This is a genomic window from Acetobacter estunensis (assembly GCF_011516945.1).
Taxonomy (GTDB): Bacteria; Pseudomonadota; Alphaproteobacteria; order Acetobacterales; family Acetobacteraceae; genus Acetobacter; species Acetobacter estunensis.
In genome coordinates, this window is record NZ_WOTH01000046.1 from 1 (window position 1) to 18,533 (window position 18,533).

The 18,533-nt window shown below is 56.4% G+C and carries 17 protein-coding genes and 1 pseudogene; 11 read left to right on the plus strand and 7 right to left on the minus strand.

Features of this window, described 5'->3' with window-relative positions:
• Nucleotides 1-100, plus strand: a pseudogene (locus GOB87_RS14285) (IS5-like element ISMex42 family transposase); the annotation flags it as partial.
• A 424-nt stretch (nt 101-524) separates the two neighbouring features.
• On the plus strand, nt 525-1,211 hold the full coding sequence (locus tag GOB87_RS14290; RefSeq protein WP_166318217.1) for an RBBP9/YdeN family alpha/beta hydrolase: 687 nt from the start codon (nt 525-527) through the stop codon (nt 1,209-1,211).
• A gap of 34 nt (nt 1,212-1,245) precedes the next feature.
• Here GOB87_RS14290 and GOB87_RS14295 read toward each other — a convergent pair whose 3' ends face one another.
• Complete coding sequence (locus GOB87_RS14295) at nt 1,246-1,857, minus strand: nitroreductase family protein (RefSeq protein ID WP_166318220.1); 612 nt, start codon at nt 1,855-1,857, stop codon at nt 1,246-1,248.
• A 380-nt stretch (nt 1,858-2,237) separates the two neighbouring features.
• Between GOB87_RS14295 and GOB87_RS14300 the strand changes: the two genes are divergently transcribed.
• Together GOB87_RS14300 and GOB87_RS14305 are read left to right on the plus strand one after the other, a co-directional pair.
• Nucleotides 2,238-3,803 (plus strand): FAD-binding protein, encoded by a 1,566-nt coding sequence (locus GOB87_RS14300; protein ID WP_242006467.1) that lies wholly within the window; start codon nt 2,238-2,240, stop codon nt 3,801-3,803.
• Nucleotides 3,800-4,192 (plus strand): 4Fe-4S dicluster domain-containing protein, encoded by a 393-nt coding sequence (locus GOB87_RS14305; protein ID WP_166318226.1) that lies wholly within the window; start codon nt 3,800-3,802, stop codon nt 4,190-4,192. Before GOB87_RS14300 ends, GOB87_RS14305 begins: the two co-directional genes overlap by 4 nt.
• A 16-nt stretch (nt 4,193-4,208) precedes the next feature.
• Here GOB87_RS14305 and GOB87_RS14310 read toward each other — a convergent pair whose 3' ends face one another.
• Entirely contained in the window at nt 4,209-5,201 is a 993-nt protein-coding gene (locus tag GOB87_RS14310; protein ID WP_166318229.1) for an ABC transporter substrate-binding protein, read from the minus strand.
• Nucleotides 5,202-5,592: 391 nt separating this feature from the next.
• On the opposite strand from GOB87_RS14310, the gene GOB87_RS14315 reads away from it, so the two are divergent.
• Nucleotides 5,593-7,824, plus strand: coding sequence for a TonB-dependent receptor (locus tag GOB87_RS14315; RefSeq protein WP_264806296.1), 2,232 nt, complete (start codon nt 5,593-5,595; stop codon nt 7,822-7,824).
• A gap of 95 nt (nt 7,825-7,919) precedes the next feature.
• On the opposite strand, the gene GOB87_RS14320 is transcribed toward GOB87_RS14315, so the two are convergent.
• The 5 genes from GOB87_RS14320 to GOB87_RS14340 are packed head-to-tail and all read right to left on the minus strand — an operon-like array spanning nt 7,920 to nt 13,062.
• On the minus strand, nt 7,920-9,533 hold the full coding sequence (locus tag GOB87_RS14320; RefSeq protein ID WP_166318235.1) for a rhodanese-like domain-containing protein: 1,614 nt from the start codon (nt 9,531-9,533) through the stop codon (nt 7,920-7,922).
• The gene (locus tag GOB87_RS14325; protein ID WP_166318238.1) at nt 9,530-10,129 is read right to left on the minus strand and encodes a cysteine dioxygenase family protein; all 600 of its coding nucleotides are present in this window, start codon (nt 10,127-10,129) and stop codon (nt 9,530-9,532) included. The genes GOB87_RS14320 and GOB87_RS14325 overlap by 4 nt, the downstream gene beginning before the upstream one ends.
• Before the next feature lie 26 nt (nt 10,130-10,155).
• Nucleotides 10,156-10,950 carry a class II aldolase/adducin family protein gene (locus tag GOB87_RS14330; protein WP_166318241.1) on the minus strand — a complete coding sequence of 265 codons (795 nt, stop codon included), beginning with the start codon at nt 10,948-10,950 and terminating at the stop codon, nt 10,156-10,158.
• A gap of 26 nt (nt 10,951-10,976) precedes the next feature.
• Nucleotides 10,977-11,963: an NAD(P)-dependent oxidoreductase gene (locus tag GOB87_RS14335; protein ID WP_166318244.1), complete on the minus strand. Its 987-nt coding sequence runs from the start codon at nt 11,961-11,963 to the stop codon at nt 10,977-10,979.
• Between the two features lie 7 nt (nt 11,964-11,970).
• A complete protein-coding gene (locus GOB87_RS14340; RefSeq protein WP_166318247.1) occupies nt 11,971-13,062 on the minus strand; it encodes an LLM class flavin-dependent oxidoreductase in 1,092 nt (363 codons plus the stop codon).
• 156 nt (nt 13,063-13,218) lie between these two features.
• Here GOB87_RS14340 and GOB87_RS14345 point away from each other — a divergent pair, with 156 nt between their 5' ends.
• The 6 genes from GOB87_RS14345 to GOB87_RS14370 all read left to right on the plus strand — a co-directional run bounded on the left by GOB87_RS14345 (nt 13,219) and on the right by GOB87_RS14370 (nt 18,277).
• Nucleotides 13,219-14,121, plus strand: a complete 903-nt coding sequence (locus GOB87_RS14345) for a LysR substrate-binding domain-containing protein (protein ID WP_166318250.1) — start codon at nt 13,219-13,221, stop codon at nt 14,119-14,121.
• 96 nt (nt 14,122-14,217) lie between these two features.
• Complete coding sequence (locus GOB87_RS14350; RefSeq protein ID WP_166318253.1) at nt 14,218-14,916, plus strand: peroxiredoxin-like family protein; 699 nt, start codon at nt 14,218-14,220, stop codon at nt 14,914-14,916.
• Nucleotides 14,906-15,466, plus strand: coding sequence for a flavin reductase (locus GOB87_RS14355; protein WP_166318256.1), 561 nt, complete (start codon nt 14,906-14,908; stop codon nt 15,464-15,466). Before GOB87_RS14350 ends, GOB87_RS14355 begins: the two co-directional genes overlap by 11 nt.
• Nucleotides 15,466-16,527 carry an ABC transporter substrate-binding protein gene (locus tag GOB87_RS14360; protein ID WP_166318259.1) on the plus strand — a complete coding sequence of 354 codons (1,062 nt, stop codon included), beginning with the start codon at nt 15,466-15,468 and terminating at the stop codon, nt 16,525-16,527. Before GOB87_RS14355 ends, GOB87_RS14360 begins: the two co-directional genes overlap by 1 nt.
• A gap of 38 nt (nt 16,528-16,565) precedes the next feature.
• Nucleotides 16,566-17,504, plus strand: coding sequence for an ABC transporter permease (locus GOB87_RS14365; RefSeq protein WP_242006470.1), 939 nt, complete (start codon nt 16,566-16,568; stop codon nt 17,502-17,504).
• Nucleotides 17,498-18,277: an ABC transporter ATP-binding protein gene (locus GOB87_RS14370; RefSeq protein ID WP_166318265.1), complete on the plus strand. Its 780-nt coding sequence runs from the start codon at nt 17,498-17,500 to the stop codon at nt 18,275-18,277. Before GOB87_RS14365 ends, GOB87_RS14370 begins: the two co-directional genes overlap by 7 nt.
• Nucleotides 18,278-18,533 lie beyond the last annotated feature (256 nt).

The following is an 18,533-nucleotide window of genomic DNA, read 5'->3' on the forward strand; positions in this document are numbered from 1 at the left end:
CAAGGAGTGGCGCGCTGTCGCAACCAGATATGAAAAAACAGCAACGTCGTTCCTCGCGGTCATCCACATCGCTGCCGCAGCAGACTGGATCAAGCCCTAACAGGCCCTAGGGTTCCGAGGAATATGCCATCAATCTCGATGATGCGGGAGGCAATCATGGGAATGTTTCCCTATCGGAGTAAAGTGAAACTGCTGCTTTCGGTGTGAGAGATCTCTACCCGCTGAAAGGGAAAGAAGATCGGGTGATGCGTGCGGGAACTTTTGACATCGTGGAAAAGTCGCTGTTCTGGGAGTCATTATCGGTAAGATCCTTTAATTTTAAGAATGGATTCGGAATTTGATTATTTTGTCAGATGGAGATGCGCATGATTCGTGAAATCGTTTCACGATGCTATTTTCTGTTTCTCAACAGCCCACCGATTCCTCCGAAATGTATGGGTTTTCTCTTATTCACGAAAGACGTTTTCAGAAAAGAGTATCATGACATCAACAATGATCTGATGCCCGTTAGCCGGAGGCCTGTCATGCGTCTTTCCTCTTCGTCGCGCTCCGAATTTCCCGTGCCGCACCCGGTTTTGTCACTGGTTGATAAAGAACAGGATGGGCGGAAGAACCTCGTTCAACGTCTCGCCGCTTTCGATGTGGTGATTGTGCCCGGTCTTGACGGCTCAGGCCCGCGACATTGGCAATCCCTGTGGGAGGAGTTTCTGCTGAGGCATGGGGTGTCTGTGCAGCGCGTCGAACAGGGTGACTGGTCGCGTCCTGATCTGGTGGCATGGCAAATGGCTCTACAGGCTCTCGTGAACGTGTGTGTGCGGCCAGTTGTAATCATTGCCCATAGTCTGGGCGCCTTGTTGACGGTTCATTGTGCGGAACTGAGCGTTGCGGGCGCTTTGCTGGTGGCTCCGGCGGATGTGGACGAGGCCCGGGCATCGGATGTGATGCGAACGAGAGGATTCGCGCCTGTGCCTCAAAAGGCCGTTGCGTTTCCATCCGTTCTGGCCGCGAGCGATAATGACGAGTGGCTTTCGCCGTGCCGGGCGCGGTTTCTGGCTCAACGCTGGGGAGCGGAACTATTTCCGGCAGGACGGGTTGGACATATAGGAAACCGGGAAAATCTGGGGATGTGGCAGGCAGGATTTCATGCTCTGGAGCGACTTCTTGATCGGATCGACAGGGAACGAAAAACCGAAGGAAAGCATGAAATCTGAAACGGCGATCCCAGTGGGATCGCCGCCTGATCGGTCAGGATTTGGATGTCGGAGGTATAAAGCGGCCCTCAAAGGCCAGCGTTTCAAGGGGGACGCGTGTCGATGGTGCTTCCCGATCCCGAAGATTTTCCGGTAGCTGATTGGTATCTCCACGATGTCCAAGAACGATGGCTGCATGCACCACATGGTCTTCAGGCAATTCCAAGCCGGCGTGGGCTAACTCCTTGTCGAAACCGCTGATGGGATGAGTAAACCATCCGTTCTGATTGGCCTGCAACTGGATCAGAACACTGGCAGCTCCAGCGTCAAATGCGTGAGACGGTGCATCGACCGGTTCACCTGTGCGGGCACTGTCCGTGACTGTGCGGGAAGCAACGTAGACAATGGCAGACGCATTTTCCGCCCAAGCGCGGTTAAAGGGGATTAGCCATGACAGGAACCGCTCCCAATCCGGTGTGTTGCGTCGTGCGTAAATGAAACGCCACGGTTGCGCATTATAAGCGGAAGGTGCCCAACGGCCAGCATCGATAATGTTTAGGAGCTCGTCTCGCGTGATGTCATCAGGCGTGAAAGCACGTGGAGACCAGCGGTTGAGAATGAATGGGGCGACCGAAGAACCGGTGTCACGGTCGGGAAAAGATGTCATCAGGGGTGAAACTCCAGAAAGATGAGACAAGGTATCTTGTGCATGTCGTCGCTTTGACAGGGAAAATTTAGAGGTGAACAGCCGACGGAGGGCATATGGGATGCGGAATGTGTAACTTCCCTTTGCTGTTCGCGTCGGTTCTGTTGACCAACATGATATTACATTGAGGCAGGCGGACAACAAGGGACAGTGAGGAGTTCTGAATCTTCAGATGGTATGTGACACGCTTGGCTGTATTCGATTTGTTTTCATCAAGGTGCACGTAAGAAATACTGTCTGGTTGGTGCGGGATGTGGAGAATAGAGTGAAAGTTCTGATGAAAGATCGTCTTCTTTCGTCCTTTTTCAGTCTTTTTCCGCGAAAGCTCCACCATGCATGAAATGACCACAGACGTCCTGATCATAGGTGGCGGCATGGCAGCGGGATGGGCTGCCATATCGGCAGCCAAGGCGGGCGCGTCCGTCGTCGTGGTGGATAAGGGATTCATGGGAACGAGCGGTGTCACAGCGCCTGCCGGTCCCAATCATTGGTGGGTGCCCCCAGAGGAAGGCCGGCGGGAGGCTGCGGTTCGAAAAAGGCTTGAAACAGCCTTCGGACTGGCCGATCCAGCGTGGATGCATCGGATTATCGATATAACGTGGCAATCCATCCCTGAACTTGCACCATGGTATCCATTCTCCGGTGATGGACGTGGCGGTGTGTTTCGTTCGGGGTTGCGCGGACCGGAATATCTGCGCGCGTTGAGGCGCTACGCGCTCTCGCTGGGTGTGACGATCCTCAATCATCACCCGGCATTGGAACTTCTGGCGGGAACGGATGGTGCCATTGCGGGGGCTGCGGGTTATGCGCGTCTGTTGGGCAGGCCATGGCGGGTATCAGCTGGAGCTGTAATCCTTGCGACGGGAGGGTGCGCGTTCCGCTCCGGATTGCTCGGCAGTTATTCCAATACCGGGGATGGGTACCTCATGGGTGTGGAAGCGGGTGCGGAACTGTCGGGCATGGAATTCTGTGTGTCCTACTCCATCTCTCCTTCGTGGTTGTGTACTCGGACGCTGCCCTATACCGGTGCGCGGTTTTTTAATTCAGATGGAGATCAGTTGGAGATTCCGGGATGGGATCGACCGCGTGACTATCTCTGCGCTTTGGCGACGGCGTTTCGGGAAGGTGCTGTGTATGCGGATCTGCATGAAGCTCCAGCCGAACTGCCTGCCGTAATTCGCGAGATCCAACCGGCAACTGTTGCCGCATTCGAGCGGCGTGGGTTGAACATGTTCCGTGATCGCTTCGAAGTCAGTTTGTTTGGCGAGGGTACGATCCGGGGTGTCGGCGGTTTGCGTATTGTGGATACCGGATGCGCGACATCGGTGCCGGGGCTTTATGCCGCCGGAGATGCGGCCACACGCGAGCATATCGCGGGAGCCACCAGTGGCGGCGGAGCGCAGAACGCTGCATGGGCCTTGTCCTCTGGCAGGTTGGCAGGGCATGCGGCTGCGCAGTCAGCCATGCGCCACAGCCGAAAAAAAGGCGCATTGAAGGCGCTAGGCGCAGTAGGATTGCGTCCTACGGGAAGTGCTCATTCTGTTGACCGAACGGCCATCATTCGCACGGTTCAAGAGGAAATTCTCGATCCGATCAAGGCTTTGTGGCGTAGCGAACCAAAGTTGCAGGCGTCTTCGGATCAATTGGAAGCTGCATGGGTGGAAGCACGGGATCATCTGCATGGTGAAGGTCTTGATGCAGTTGCTGCGCGGGAAACGGCGGCCATGGCCGCTACCGCACGGTGGTGCAATGCGGCTGCCCGGACGCGCCGTGAAAGCCGAGGCATGCATGTGCGTGTGGATTATCCGGATATGAATGCTGATTACGAACGACATCTTCTGACAACTGGGCTTGAGAGGGTTCATGCGAACTTGGAGAGTTCAAGCGCAGCGAAGAGAGTATCATGACCATAGACATTCTTGATGAGCGTTGCACCGGTTGCAATGCCTGTGTTGTGGCTTGCCCGGATCATGTTCTGGATATGGGACAGGAAGGACAGGCTCCGACTGTTGCTCGTCCGGATCAATGCCAGACCTGCTTTATGTGTGAGATCTATTGCCCTCAAGATGCACTCTATGTGGGTGTAGGTGCTGTGCGGCGCGAGGAACTGTCTCATGATCCTCTTGGACAAATCCGACATGATTACGGATGGGATGGAGCCAGTGCGGATCCATTGCGTAATTTCTGGCGACTGGGGCCATTGTTGCGTGAAGGTGTCGAACTTTCCTCGGAACGTTATGCACGACAAGCGAATCGGCATGAAAACCAGATATTTTCCGATGTGAAGTTTCCCTGACTACTTTGGCAGCACATCAGCCGGTCAGGAGGGCTGTCAATTCATTGGAGAAAACGGACTTCAGGTCCGGTCGTGAGGGAATGAGGCGTTGTTCTATAAAAGTATCGGCAACAATCTGAGCGCTCTGGATATCACCATCATTCCATGGGCGTATGCGGTAGGGACGATTTTGAGCGTCGAGATCGCTCAGTACAATGGGTTCGGGTATCTGGATGATAGGGGAAATGGCTTTCGCCCATCGTGTTTTGTTCTGTGTAAGAAGTGTATAAGCTTTACCGAGGCGGTTGATATAATCCGCTGCGGCTGCTCGAAAGTTCGGGTCGGGAAGCTGGAGTGGGTTGGCGCCGATGAAGTAATGGCCGGACAGGATATTTTCGGCACTTTCGAGAATGCGGCCGAAACCATCAGCCATGAGAAGCGGAATGACGTAACCATAGGTTGCCCAGGCATCCAGGCTGCCTGATTTCAGTGCTGTGAGGCCCTGACTCATTCCGAGTGGAACCGGCGTGATATCGGCAAATGTAAGACCGACTTTCTGAAGCATCCGTATCAGGAAATAATGTGCTGTGGTCGAACGGATATAGCCGACTTTCCGACCTTTCAGATCGGCGAATGAACGGGCGGGAGAGTTTGCGGGTACAACGACTGCTTGATTGGTTGTGGGACCATCGATTGTTGCAACTATCTTCACCCGCGCACCGGACGCCGCGATGAAGACAAGAGGAATCTCGCTCCATCCTCCCATGTCGACAGCATTGGCATTGATGGCCTGAGCAATGAGATTGCCTGAATTAAATTCACTGAATTCCACGTTGTATGGAAAATCCGCGAGACCCGCAGCAGGAATGATTGTGGAATCCATACCGCGAAAGCTGGCAACACGTAGAGTGATGGATGGGAGGTTTGCCGCGTGGGCGCGGTGCGGAGAGAGTGGGAATGAAGTACCGAGAATGGAGAGCGCTCCGAGACCGAAATGACGGCGAGATATATGTGGATCGAAAGACATCATGCATGTTTCCATTTAGAATTATGATGTATTGATCCTTTCATGAATTGAGGCGTTTCAAATATAAAAAATACTCGACTGTTGGATAAATATCGGGGAGAGCAACCGAACAGAAAGCATCATTTCAGTCTTTTGGATTAGTTGATGGACGATCCGAGTGCATTTGAGGACATAGCGGAGGGTGAAGGAGAGTTAGTGTTCTTCTCATTTCTTTTCTCTTGCGCATGAGACCGAGGCGACAATGCATTTGCGTCATGGCACTGTTTTGGCTGAATATGTGGGAAACCAACGTTTCCGTTCTCATCTCCTGTTTCAGACGACATGCTGCGCGACGCTTCTTTTTTTGGGATCGGCACAGGATGCTTTCGCGGCAACAGCGGTCACCCGGCATGTGGTGCCTGATAACAGTAGCTCCACTTCCGGCCATTCGCCCCGTCATGCCAAAACCCTTTCTGCCGTGCGGGCATCCGATCAGGCCGAAACGGTGAGCATCGCGGGCAAAAGTCGCACGGCCCGTAAAGAGGCAGCACTTCAGAAAACACCCTCATCCGCCACGTTGATGTCAGCTGCGCGGCTCGATCGTCTGGGTGTGCAGAGCACAAAACAACTCGCACGTCTGACGCCCAATCTGTACATTCCCAATAATATGCCGGGTTATTCCGTCACGAACTACTTCATTCGTGGCATTGGTGAGATCGATCCGCAGGGCGAGCCGTCCGTTGGCACCTATATCGACGGGGTGTACCTGCCACGTAACATGGGCAATATGCAGGAACTGCTTGATGTGGAGAACATCCAGATCGACCGTGGACCTGTAACGTCGATCGGCCATCAATCTGAGGGTGGAGGGGTGCACATCAATACTCTCGTGCCCACCAACAAGCGGCGCGTTGTGGTCCAAACTGGTTACGGCACCTACAACGAATGGCAGATCGGTGTGGCGGCCAGTGGTGCGATCCTGAAGGACAAAATCTATGGCAGCTTAGCCTTCGATCATCATGGGCGGGGCGGGATCGATCACAACTATGCGGTAGACAAGGACACCAATAACATCGATTACACGCAGGCCCGCGGTAAACTTCGCTTCACGCCCAATCAGGACTGGGACATTACGCTTGCTTTTGACGGCACAGTGGATGGCAGCACCAATCGTGGTGTGGGCAACCTTCTGAATGGTTACAAATACGGTAATTACAATCCAGCGTTTCCTAAAAACAATTATTCGCAGGCCGGGTTTACTGGTAATATCCGTTACACCATTTCCCCACGTCTGACCTTGTTCTCGATCACCGGCATCCGTGGATATGACGACAAAGGCATGTACGACAACTACGGTGATATCTATTCGCGTGGATCGCAGCAACTCTCCTACAAGGATCGGATGTATTCGCAAGAATTCCGCCTGCATGGCGATTACGGCAAGGTGGATTTCAATGTCGGCGCGTATTTCCTTTATGAGGATTGGTTCACCAACCGTAATGCCAACAATTCCTATGGCACGATGACCAATGATCCAGCACAGATCCGCTACATGCCGGTCAATGCTGTGATCGACCAGCTTAATCGCAACTGGGCTGTGTATGGAGAAGCGCATTATCACATCACGCCCACCGTGACGTTAACAGCTGGGCTGCGCTTCAATTGGGAAAATCATTCAAACTCTGAAACGCTTAGCTATCTTGCCGGAGGCAATCACATCACCACGGTTGCCAACCAGCTTGCGACGCTGCTGTCTTCCAGTCCGCAGGGCGGTGTGGCATGGACAGCTTCTGGACGAAAGAGTTGGATACAGCTTCTTCCCAAAGGGGCAATCACTTGGCAGGCTCTGCCTCATCTGATGACGTATGCTTCCATTTCACAGGGTGGCAAGTCAGCAGGGTATGATTTTCGTGCCCAATCACCGGGTGCCACAGGAAGCCTGCAAGCATCCATTCCCTACAAGCCCGAGATTGTAACAACCTACGAAGTGGGGTTGAAATCTGACCCAGTGCCGGGGCGTGTGCGCTTTAACGGTGCGCTGTTTTGGAACCAGTTTGACGATATCCAGTTGACCACACTTGATCCGTCCTCGGGGTTGAGCCGTCGGTTCAATGCGGGAAAGGGGCATTCCGCTGGTGCCGAAATCGAAACATTCGTGAAGGTCACTAAGGATCTCGAACTGCACTATACTGCCTCTTATCTTTACTCCGTGCTTGATAAATTCAAAGGCAATGCCAGTCATATAACACTGGCTGACGGAAGCCTTTACAACACGACGCCTTATGCCGGTGCGCCCTTGCCGTGGTCACCGCGTTTTCAGACGGCGGGTTCTTTGACCTATCGTATCCCAGTTCCCCTACCGGGAACATTTGTGATCGGTGCCGATGTTTCGTTCCAAAGCAGCTTGCACACGACATCGCTCGCCAATCGTCAGGATCGGATTCCGCCCCAGACCTATGTCAACGCGATGATGAGCTGGACCAGTCCAGACAAACGCTGGCAGTTGCAGGCGCAGGGACGAAACCTTCTGGACCATCGCTATCTTCAAGGAACCGCTTTCACTCAGGGAAACGGGGTACCGATCTATTATTCTGGTTATTACGCCGATCCGCGAACGATCTTCGTGACAGCCCGCTTCACATTGTAGATGGATGTCGGAAGTGATGTCCGAACCCAAAATAGAAAAGGGAGAAGCGCATGTTCGCTTCTCCCTTTTCTTCGGCACATTCAGTGAAGTATGGCTTATTCCAACACCGAAAATCCATGCGTGCCGTCGCGCTCAAGCTGGGCAATGAGACCGAACTCCCAGTCGAGATAGGCCTGCATGGCTTCACGGGCATTATCCGTGCCTTCGTAAGGCCGCTTATAGATATCGATGGGTGCCGAAAGAGCATTGTCATCAGTGAGGCCGGAGGCAAGCGGGCGGCCCGCCGCCTCCCATTCCGCGGAGCCCCCCTTCAGAACCCGCGTCCTCACACCGTTTTCTTCCAATCGCAAGGCGGCAATATGTGCGGCCACGCCATCGGGAGATGTCAAAACGACGTTTCTGGCGCTCTGTACACGTGGATGTGTTGTCAGGTCTGTGGGAAGGATGAAGAATGCGCCGGGCACATGACCCGCACGAAATGTCCGGCTTGTGGCAAGATCGAGCACCAGCGGTGGGGTCGCGCCGGTAAGTTCCGTTGCCAGTTCAGCAGCGGTGAGGACCGAGACCGGAGAAAGAGGGCATGCCAGCAGGGTCGGTTCCGGTCCAGTTGCGTGTTTCAATCCCTCCCAGTCATCCAGAACATAGACGTGTTTCCATCCAAGCTGACACAGCCAGTGGCCAGTCATGCGGGCGCGTACGCCGTCTGTGTCGGTAAGCACGATCGTGCCATGACGTGCGCCAATCCATTCATCCGTCGCCTGCACAAGTTGCCCGCCGGGAGCGGAGCGGAAGCCCACGAGGTGGTCGACTTCGTATTCCTCGGGGGAGCGGACATCCAGACGGTAGAGTGTGCGGTCGGTTTCATTTTCCAACGCGCGCAACTGCTCGGCTGTAATGTTCCCCACTCCGGTCTTCTCGGCTAGTTCGCGCGCTCTCCGTCGCGCTCTTTCGTGATTTTCGTCTGTAGGATCAGGGGATTTTCGTGTTGCGCCATGATCGAGTTCAAATCCTGCCAGAGTCCAGCCGATGGTGCCATTGCGCAGCGCGAATACCGGATTGGGGAAGGCCGCATTCACGAGAGATTGCGTGCCGATGATCGAGCGCGTGCGACCGGCACAGTTTACGATCACAGTGGTATCGGGCGAAGGCGCGATATCACGCGCGCGTAGAGCGAGTTCGGCGCCCGGCACAGAGCGGCCACCGGGAATGGACATCGTGTTGTATTCCACAAAGCGCCGGGCATCGAGAATGACGAGATCGTCTCCTCGTGCGATGTGGGCATGCACCTCTTCCGCCGAAAGAGAAGGTGTGTGGCGGACATGCTCGACCAACTCACCGAAAGCCTTGGAAGGCACGTTCACGTCAATGAACAGTTCGCCTCCCGATGCGCTCCATCCATCCAGATCGCCCGCCAGCACCGAGACGTTTGTATAGCCCAGTTGTCGGAGTAACCCGACAGCAGCCCGGGTGCGCCCCTCACCGTTGTCATACACCACGATGGGTGCCGTGCGCCGTGGTATAAGACCCGTCACACGTTCCTCAATGCGCCCCAACGGCAGGTTGACGGCAAAGAGAGGATGACCTGCCGCGAAGGGTGCTTCCTCGCGCACATCGAGCAGGGCGATTTCCTCGCCTGAACGAAGTCGTTCGCGCACGGTTTCGGAAGAGACTTCGGTCAGCGGAGCATCAGAAGGAGAAATCGCGTTCATGCGGCCTGCCTTTCGCGGGATCGGTCCCACAGATTGGGTGTTTCCTGGCTGGAATAGCCTGAGATGAAGCTTTTTTCCGTGCCTGTGTCGGGGTCGTAGGTGGCACGGGCGATACCGCCGATATTGGCGCCATAGACATGGATGGAGATGGAAGTCTGATCCTCCAGCGCATTGGCCACCAGATGGTAATCGTTGATGCCGGGGGTAAGGGGTGCCACTTCGCCGGGTTCGAGGAAAGTGGTGTCCGTGGCACGGAAATGACCGTTTTCGTCACGCACATACTGCGTCTCGCTCTCGCGTCCACGCAGCATTCCGATCAATCCCCAGACACGATGATCGTGAAGTGGCGTCTTCTGTGCGGGGCCCCAGACGAAGCTGACGACAGAGAAACGCTCCAGCGGATCGCAATGCAGGAGATACTGGCTGTAGCGTTCCGGACTGGGTTGAGCGAACTCGTCAGGCAACCAGTCGTCGCGTGAAACAAGCCTGAGCAGGAGTGCGGCTCCTTCGGTCTGGAGTGTCTGTGCGTTCTTTCCGGAGTCATGAAGTTTTGTGAAATCAACGATGAAGTCACGCAGAGGGGAAATCGTGGCCATGGAAAACTCCTGCCTGTGAAAAAGGGTTAGTCGAGGAGATCGGGCTCCTGCGCCACGATCCAGTCCCACAGGGGTTGGAACGAGAAATAGCCACCTTGTTCGGTGCCGACTTGTGCTGCGGTTTTGCGGGCGATATCGGGAGCGATGGGTTTCACCGGGCCTGCAGCCTGCGCGAGAAGCTGGGCGTGGGCGGCGTTGTCCATGGCGATGAAACGCCATGCGGCGGCTTCCACGGAATGACCTACCGTCAGCAGGCCGTGATTCTGCAGAATGAGCGCCTTGTGATTGCCTAGTGTTTCCGCCAGCCGTTCGCCTTCGCTGTCTTCCAGCACGACGCCCGAAAAGGGATCGAAGACGGCATGATCTTCGTAAAAAGCACAGGAATCCTGCGTGAGTGGCAGGAGAGGAACGCCGAGCGCCGAGAAGGCTTTGCCGTAGGTGGAATGGGTGTGGGCAGCAGCAATCACGTCTGGACGGGCTTTGTGCAACGCGGAATGGATGGTGAACCCCGCCGTGTTGATCGGACGATTGCCGATGAGAATGTTGCCCTCATGATCGACAAGCTGAAGATTGGACGTGCGGATCTGGGAGAAATGCACACCCAGTGGGTTGATCCAGTATTGATCAGGAAATTCCGGATCGCGGGCAGTCACGTGTCCGGCCAGTCCCTGATCGAAACCATACCGGCCGAACAGGCGGAATGTCGCGGCCAGCCGCTGCTTGCGGTGCAGGCGTTCCTCTTCATGCGACGTGGCAGGTGGACGCGGCTCAAGACGGTAAGTGCGGGCCTTGGGGGGAGAAAAGGGAGAGATGGCGTTCATGAAGAAGGATCCTTCGTTTTGCGCGCTCAGTAACCGCGTGTCGGGTCGATCGTGTCGAGAAGGGGTTCATTGTTGAGGAAACGTGACAGATTGGTGCGGATGCGCCGCGCAAGATTGGTGCGTACATCCGGTCCGACCCAACTGATATGCGGGGTCAGTCGCACGCGGGGATGGATGTAGAGAGGGTGCCCGGCAGGCAGAGGTTCGGGCGTGGTGACATCCAGAGTGGCGAAGGCCGGACGACCGGCATCAAGGGCTTTCAGGAGTGCGTCCTGATCCACCAGTGCGCCACGCGCGACGTTGACGAGATGCAGTCCCGGCTTTGCTTCACGCAGCACATCGGAGTTGACGATGCCGCGTGTCTCATTGGTGAGCGGCATCGCGAGAACGAGATGATCGGACTGGCAAAAGAGTTCGCTCAGTGACGAGACGGGTTCGATGCCATCTTCCGTCTCTGCCCATGAACCCCGTCGCAGCACGCGGATACGCATTCCGAAAGCGCGGGCACGCAGGGCGATAGCTCGTCCGATTGCACCGTACCCTGCCAGTCCCAGTGTTCGGCCGTGAAGAGTTCCGGTGATGGGCTTGTGCCGAAAAGGAGCTGTTACCTCCGCCCATTCCTGCGGCGTGGTCGGATGTAGCGCATCGATCTGACGCTCGTACTGGAGCAGGGCAGATATCACATATTCTGCAATCGGTATGGCGGCATCTCCACGCCCGCAGGTGACGATGCGCCCTTCCGTCAGCCATTTCGGAAAACTGTCGATTCCGGCTGATGCTACTTGAACCCAGCGTGGACCGTCCTGCCATGAAGTAGGTGGAAACGATGGAGCATTTGCCCAGCTTGGAGAGGGGCCAGTGAACAGGATGTCCGCACCTTCAGTCCGCCAGGGTTCAGCCTTATCGCGATCTCCCGCTACGACGCGCACCTGCTGCGCATAGTCAGCCAGAACGGCAGCAATGGGGGCGCCGATCTGATCAAGAAGAAGGGGGGGCGCGGATGATGAGGGCATGGCGGTGTCAGGCCGCGCGTGTGAGAACGCGGTTATCTTCCTCGGCCACCAGTTCGCGCACCAGAGGGATCAGGTCGCGACCGTATTCATAGGCGTCGAGAAGAGGATCGAAACCACGGATGAGGAAGGTGGAAATGCCCAGCCGGTAATAATCGATGAGGGCTTCAGCCACCTGTTCAGGCGTGCCGACCAGCGAAGTGGAGTTGCCTTTGGCGCCCGTCAGCGCCGCAAGGCCCGTCCAGAGCCGTTTGTCGAGCCGCGTTCCCTGTGCGGCGGCGGCCAGCAGGCGGCGGGAGCCCTCATTGGGGATTTCCGCCGCGCGGACATAGCCGGTCTTTTCCTGAAGAGCGCTGGCTTTTTCGAGAATATGATCGGCACGTGCCCATGCGGCCTCTTCCGTTCCCGCGAGGATAGGACGCAGGGAAAGTGAGAAACGGGGCGAGCGACCGTGTTTCGCTGCGGCAGCGCGAACACGGGCGACGGTTTCGGCCACCTGTTCGTAGGTTTCACCCCACAGAGCATACACATCGGCATGTTTGCCAGCGACCTCGATCGCTTCTTCGGATGAGCCGCCGAAATACACGGGAATGCCCTCTTCCCGATAGGGATGGACGAGCGAATTGGCCCCGTGCACGTCGTAGAATTTGCCCTTGTAGTCGAATGGTGAAGTCTCGCTCCATTCCCGACGCACAATGTCGAGATACTCGCTGGTGCGGGCGTAGCGCTGGGCCTTGGTGGTGTGATCGCCATCGGCCTGCAGTTCCAAATCACTTCCTCCCGTGATGATATGAACGGCAACACGACCGCGCGTGATGTGATCGAGCGTGGCAAACTGACGCGCGGCTATGGTCGGGGCATTGAAACCGGGGCGGTGAGCGATCAACAGACCGAGATCGGGCGCGGTTGAGGCTGCGTGTTGTGCGATCAGTATGCTTTCGGGCGAATTGGAGTGAAACGCAATCAGTGCACGGTCGAATCCTCCGTTCTCGTGAATTTTTGCGGCTGTCTCTATGTGTTTCGGATCCACGACGGGGTCGGATGGAGGAATGATTTCTGAATGATTGCGGCTGCCGATGAAGCCGATGAACTCGACGGGCATAGTCAACGCTCCTTATTCACTAAAAAATATAGTTGATAATAAAATTAACGCTTGAAAATCGAACAAAAGCAAGCGAGGAATGCTCAAGACGCACTTCATCTCTCTTAATGTGGCCACATCGTCCACTGAGCGGAGAGTGAGACTGGAGACTTCGGCATGTCCCAAACCGCCCAATCTTCCTCTGCCACGCCTTTGCCCCAGCGTATGGCCCGCAACGTGCCGAGCGAATTGCTGCGGTCGTTCGTGGCCATCGTAGAGGCGGGTTCGATGGCGCAGGCGACGGAGACGATCTTTCTGACCCAATCCGCGCTCAGCTTGCAGATGAAGCGGCTGGAAGACGTGCTTCAGCAGAAGCTTTTTCGACGCGATGGCCGCCGTCTGATTCTCACGCCCATCGGTGAGGAACTGGTGGGATATGCGCGTCAACTCCTCGCACTCAATGACCGGATCATGCGTACTCTTGGGCAGGATTCCGAGCCGGAGCCGATCAGTGTTGGTATGGTGCAGGACTTTGCTGACACACTTCTGCCGGACGTGCTGGGACAGTTCCGTCTGGCGCATCCCCGTTCGCGGCTGGTGGTGCGTGTGGGAGGATCGGCAGAACTGCTTGAGATGTTCGATCGTTCAAGGCTTGATCTTGTTTTATGCCTTGGGCAGCACGGAGACCGCTCTGGCGCGACATGGAAAGTGGTCGGGCATGACCGCATGACATGGATCGGCGATCCAGCCATTGCCGAACGATCCGAGGTGCCACTGGTTCTTCTTGAGCCGCCCTGCCGTTTTCGCGATGCCGCTCTGCGGGTGCTGACACAGGAGCGACGCGATTACCGACTGGTGCTGGAAACACCCAACCTTCCAGCCATGCGCGCCGGTGTGCGTGGTGGACTGGGTGTGAGTTGCCGCACGCGTCGCTTCGCGACGGCGGAAGGTCTGCCGACCATTACAGGCGATGCTCTTCCTGCGGTTCCCGAGATCGAGACCATTCTTGTGCGACGTAACCATCTTGGTGATGCCGCAACCGATCTTGGGGATTTGCTGGCGGCGGCTGCGAGCGGTTGAAAGATGCTCAAGGAACGGATGACAAGAACTCCTTATGGGCTGGAGAAGTCTTCGCGGCAGGATCGGATCGTTCCGATTTTCGCAACGAGGTTTCTCATGACGTCATCTGCATCTGCCGCTTCCCTTCGCGCACAGTTCCGGTCTCTGGAAGAAGAGCGTGAGCGCACGTGGGAGCCTGCGGCTCTGGCCGTCAATATCAACCAGAGGCAAACGCTGGTGCGCGAGCATGGCAAGGCAGCGCATATCGTGCGCGAAGGGGACGTGTTGCCGGCCTTCACGCTTCCGGCCGTCGATGGAAGCACGGTTTCGCTGGATGATCTGGTTGCGAAAGGGCCTGCGGTACTGGTGTTCTTTCGCTTTGCCGGTTGTCCGGCCTGCAACATAGCCCTTCCTCATTATCGCGACACCCTGTGGCCGGACCTCAAGGCCGCAGGTATTCCGCTGGTGGCGATTTCCCCTCAGCCGGCAGCGACGCTTTCCAACATTGCTGTACGTCACGATCTTCCTTTTCCGGTTGTCACCGATACAGGGCTGAAGCTGTCGCGGGCGCTGGGTCTGACCTACACCTTCGATGAAGCCTCTCGGCAGAGTGCTCTCGCCAAGGGTGGAAAGAGCGTTGTTTTGAATGGTCTCGATGACACATGGGAGCTTCCCAAGCCTGCTGTCATCATCGTGGGGCCGGGGCGCGTCGTCCGCTTTGCCGATGTTTCACCCGACTGGATGGACCGCACGGAAAGCGCGCGTGTCCTGTCAGTTCTGGAACTCAACCGGGGAGAGGTGACTCATGCTGCCTGACGGCATTCTGTCCGAGGTGGTCTCTCCCGTGTCGGCGGAACTGTTCCGGGAAGCCATGAGTCGTCTCGGGGCACCCGTGACAGTGGTGGCCACTGACGGTCCTGCTGGACGCCACGGGCTGACGGTCTCCGCCATTACGAGTGTGAGCGATACGCCTCCGACTGTTCTGGTGTGCCTCAACCGCAGCAATCGTTCCCATGAGGCGTTCCGACGCAATGGTGTGGTGGGGATCAGCATTCTTGGGCATGGGCATGACGGTGTGGCTGGAATTTTCGCAAGTTCGCGCCGCACGTCCGATGAAAAGTTTGCAAGTGGCGTTTGGCGTGTTGGAACGACAGGCTCCCCATTGCTCGACGATGCCGCTGTAACGCTGGATTGCGTGATTGAGGATATTCGCGCGTCTGGCACGCATGACGTTCTGTTCTGTGTGGTGCGCGACATTGTGATTAGCGAGCGGATTGTCACCGGCCTGGCGTGGTGCGGCCGGGCTTTTCACCATCTTCCCTTTGCGCCGCTGATGGCGCCTCTGACAGCTCAGGATACGGCTTGATGACGTTCGGTGCCTCTTTTTCTCGCAGGTGGCTTCTTGGTGCAGCATTTTCTGGCGTGGGGGCAGCAACTCTGGCTTCGCGTTCTCTTCATGCACAGAACATGCCGGATCATGAGGAGGCATGCGCAGCCGCCATCGCCGGGGATGTCACCCCGCTTGCCAAGCCACGCAAGCTGACGATTGCATGGAATGAGAACTCGGTCTGCACGGCGGCGGTTCCTGTGGCGAAAGAGAAGGGGTTTTTCGCGCGTCACAATATTGAAGTGGATTATGTGAATTTCGGCGGTGCAACCGATCAGCTTCTTGAGGCGCTGGCCACGGGAAAGGCAGATGGAGCGCCCGGTATGGCGCTGCGATGGCTCAAGCCGTTGCAACAGGGGTTTGACGTGAAGCTGGTGGCCGGTCTTCACGCGGGCTGCATGTATCTGATGACGGCCCGTGACAGCGCCATCCGTTCTCTGAGTGATTTGAAAGGTAAAACAGTCGGCGTGACCGACATGGGTGGACCGGATCGCAATTTCTTCTCTATCCGTCTCAAAGAAGCAGGAGTGGATCCCGAAACCGATGTTTCGTGGCGTGCCTTTCCTCCCGATCTTCTGCCGCTGGCCCTGCAAAGGGGTGAAGTGCAGGCCATTTCGGATGGTGATCCTGTGAGCTGGATGCAGAAGAAACAGTTCAATCTGCGTGATATCGACAGCAACATGACCGGGGCATGGGCGCACACGACCTGCTGCGTTATCGGTCTGCGGGGCAGTCTGGTGCGGGACGAGCCAGATGTCGCGCGTGCGGTTACACGAGCAATCATGGATGCGGGTGCGTGGCTGGCCTGCAATCCGGCTGAAGCCGGAAAGATATTCCAGCCTTTCGCTCCAAAGGTTCCCGCGAAAGATCTTGCCGAGATGATCCGCATACAGGGGCATCATCACCAGACGCTTGCCGGCTCCTTCCGTGATGAGATTGTGCGTTATGCCGAGGCGCTCAAGGGTATTGGCGTGTTCCGGTCTTCGCTCGACACTATACGATATGCCGCGCGGGTGACACAGGATCTGTTCGCGTCATGAGCGGGGCGGAGGCGACGTTTGTGGCGTCTGTGCCGGACATGGATACACAGACTGCGGCGAGGATATCGCCTGTGGTGTGGCTTGCAGGGCCGGTGTGGCTGCTTGCATCTCTCCTGACGTGGCGTTGGCCGGATGCGGATGATTTTCCCGTAACAGACGTACTTGCTGCTGTCTTTGCCGTGGTGGGGATGGCTCTGCTGACCGGTGCTGCGCTGAAGTTGCTTCGTGAGCGCGCCGCATGGGCGCTGGCACTCGGTCTGGGGCTTGGTGCGTGGGAGGTGGCGCAGGCCAAACTGCTTTTGCTCCCACGCCCATTCTTTGGCACGCCGCAGGATCTTCTGGATGTTTTCCTCACGGACTGGGCGCGTCTGGGCAATTCGCTGCTTCATTCGCTCGGGTTGCTGCTGGTGGGCTATAGCCTCGGTTCTCTGCTCGGCATCGCTGTGGGGATCGGTCTGGGACGCTCTATGCGATTTCGCTACTGGGCGCACCCGGTGCTGCGCATGATCGGCCCACTGCCTCCGGTTGCTCTGCTGCCGCTGGCCTTCGTCATGATCCCGTCGAGCTGGGTGGCTGGCGAAGCGTTGATGATGCTGGCTTCGGCTTTCCCCGTAGCCGTGCTGACATGGTCGGGCATTTCCGCAGTGGACCCGGCTTTTCATGATGTGGCGCGCACCATGGGAGCCGGGGAGCGGTTTCTTGTCTTCCGCGTTGCTCTTCCGGCCGCTCTTCCACAGATTTTTGTGGGGCTGTTCATGGGGCTGGGCGCGTCATTCGCCATGCTGGTGGTGGCTGAAATGCTGGGAGTGAAAGCGGGACTGGGCTTTTACATGCAGTGGGCGCAGGGATGGGCGGCCTATCCCAACATGTATGCTGCGCTCGTGGTGATGTCCGTCATGTGCACCGGCCTGATCACGCTGCTCTTTCGGGTGCGGGATAAACTTCTTGTCTGGCAGAAGGATGGTCTCAAATGGTGACGGTTGAGCCAAGAAAGTCTGGTGAAGACCTTGCGTTGCATGTGCGCGGTGTGCAGCATGGGTATCACATTGATGGAACCTATCGTCCGGTCATTCAGGAAATGGATCTACGCGTGGAACCGGGAGAGTTCGTGGCGCTCCTTGGGCCGTCCGGGTGCGGCAAATCGACCCTGTTGCGTCTGATCGCGGGTCTTGAAAAACCGAGTGCGGGATGGATTGAGGTGGATGGCAGATCTGTCACCGGTCCGGGACCGGATCGTATCGTGATGTTTCAGGATCCGACGCTCTATCCGTGGCGGACCGTGCGGCAGAATGTGGCGCTTTCACAGGATATTTCAGGAAAAAGAGACGACCATGCTGTTGATGAAGCCATCCGGCTTGTCGGATTGGGTGGTTTTGAAAAAGCTTGGCCACACCAGTTGTCCGGCGGCATGGCGCAACGGACCGCACTGGCGCGTGCTCTCGTCAATCATCCACGAATGCTTATTCTCGATGAACCCTTGGGCAAACTTGATGCGCTGACACGGCTTACGATGCAGACAGAGTTGCACAGACTCTGGAAGGAAAGGGGTTTTACCGCGATCATGGTCACGCATGATGTGGATGAAGCACTGTTTCTGGCGACACGGGTGCTGACATTGGGCGGCACGAACCGTTCACGTATCCTGTCCGATATCCGCGTGGAGGCTCCTTTTCATCGCCATAGGGACGATCCTTACCTTCTGGGACTACGGCATGAGATATTGTCGCAGTTGGGGTATAAGGATGTGTGACGATTGTGGATTTGTTCGTGAGGGTCGGTTGGATGTGTGAGAGTACGAATATTTTAGCTTAGATGTTTTTATGGTCTTATAAGAAGACCTGTATTTGCAAAATTCAAAATTAATATAGATTTTGTTTTGTGTATAATTGTGTGATATTAGGGCCTGTTAGATCTTGAATTTCTTCCCATATTGTAGGGATGGAAGAAGGAGACAGAACAGGCACCTTTACGGACGAGACATGGGCGATCTGGGAACCTCTGATTGA

Bases quoted from the DNA above. Each gene is read 5' to 3' on its own strand.
- GOB87_RS14290 (WP_166318217.1), top strand. From the start codon at position 525: ATGCGTCTTTCCTCTTCGTCGCGCTCCGAATTTCCCGTGCCGCACCCG.
- GOB87_RS14295 (WP_166318220.1), bottom strand. From the start codon at position 1,857: ATGACATCTTTTCCCGACCGTGACACCGGTTCTTCGGTCGCCCCATTC.
- GOB87_RS14300 (WP_242006467.1), top strand. From the start codon at position 2,238: ATGACCACAGACGTCCTGATCATAGGTGGCGGCATGGCAGCGGGATGG.
- GOB87_RS14305 (WP_166318226.1), top strand. From the start codon at position 3,800: ATGACCATAGACATTCTTGATGAGCGTTGCACCGGTTGCAATGCCTGT.
- GOB87_RS14310 (WP_166318229.1), bottom strand. From the start codon at position 5,201: ATGATGTCTTTCGATCCACATATATCTCGCCGTCATTTCGGTCTCGGA.
- GOB87_RS14320 (WP_166318235.1), bottom strand. From the start codon at position 9,533: ATGAACGCGATTTCTCCTTCTGATGCTCCGCTGACCGAAGTCTCTTCC.
- GOB87_RS14325 (WP_166318238.1), bottom strand. From the start codon at position 10,129: ATGGCCACGATTTCCCCTCTGCGTGACTTCATCGTTGATTTCACAAAA.
- GOB87_RS14330 (WP_166318241.1), bottom strand. From the start codon at position 10,950: ATGAACGCCATCTCTCCCTTTTCTCCCCCCAAGGCCCGCACTTACCGT.
- GOB87_RS14335 (WP_166318244.1), bottom strand. From the start codon at position 11,963: ATGCCCTCATCATCCGCGCCCCCCCTTCTTCTTGATCAGATCGGCGCC.
- GOB87_RS14340 (WP_166318247.1), bottom strand. From the start codon at position 13,062: ATGCCCGTCGAGTTCATCGGCTTCATCGGCAGCCGCAATCATTCAGAA.
- GOB87_RS14345 (WP_166318250.1), top strand. From the start codon at position 13,219: ATGTCCCAAACCGCCCAATCTTCCTCTGCCACGCCTTTGCCCCAGCGT.
- GOB87_RS14350 (WP_166318253.1), top strand. From the start codon at position 14,218: ATGACGTCATCTGCATCTGCCGCTTCCCTTCGCGCACAGTTCCGGTCT.
- GOB87_RS14355 (WP_166318256.1), top strand. From the start codon at position 14,906: ATGCTGCCTGACGGCATTCTGTCCGAGGTGGTCTCTCCCGTGTCGGCG.
- GOB87_RS14360 (WP_166318259.1), top strand. From the start codon at position 15,466: ATGACGTTCGGTGCCTCTTTTTCTCGCAGGTGGCTTCTTGGTGCAGCA.
- GOB87_RS14365 (WP_242006470.1), top strand. From the start codon at position 16,566: ATGGATACACAGACTGCGGCGAGGATATCGCCTGTGGTGTGGCTTGCA.
- GOB87_RS14370 (WP_166318265.1), top strand. From the start codon at position 17,498: ATGGTGACGGTTGAGCCAAGAAAGTCTGGTGAAGACCTTGCGTTGCAT.